A 344-nucleotide genomic window follows, 5' to 3' on the forward strand; every position below is an offset into this window, starting at 1 on the left:
AGCCACACCCTGAGCGTCAGCATCAGCGCCGCCCCGCTCTGACTCCACCTGCCCCGTAGGAGCTGGCTTGCCAGCGAAGAGGCCCTCAAGACCGCATTCGCCGGCAAGCCGGCTCCTACCGTTCAGCGGCGTTCAAGTGCGCCGCTTCAGAGATCCGATTCCTTGACCACCCGCACCTTCGCCGCATCCAGGGCATAGGCGGCATCGGCCAGGTCGTTGCTGACCTTTTCGATCTTCAGGGTGCCGGTCACCCACAGCGGCGTGTAGATGTCGTCCAGCTTCAAGCCCTTGGGAAAGCGCACCAGCACCAGCTGGTTGGGTGGCGGTGGCGGCACGTGGATGCA

The 344-nt window shown here is 64.8% G+C and carries 1 protein-coding gene; it reads right to left on the reverse strand.

Translation table 11 applies throughout. From position 1 onward, the window contains the following. Positions 1–146: 146 nt before the first annotated feature. Positions 147–344: DUF3299 domain-containing protein (locus tag F6S12_RS33210; RefSeq protein ID WP_315870047.1), on the reverse strand; the 198-nt coding region annotated here is incomplete at its 5' end.

The organism is Pseudomonas sp. JV245A (genome assembly GCF_032424515.1).
GTDB classification, from domain to species: domain Bacteria; phylum Pseudomonadota; class Gammaproteobacteria; order Pseudomonadales; family Pseudomonadaceae; genus Aquipseudomonas; species Aquipseudomonas protegens.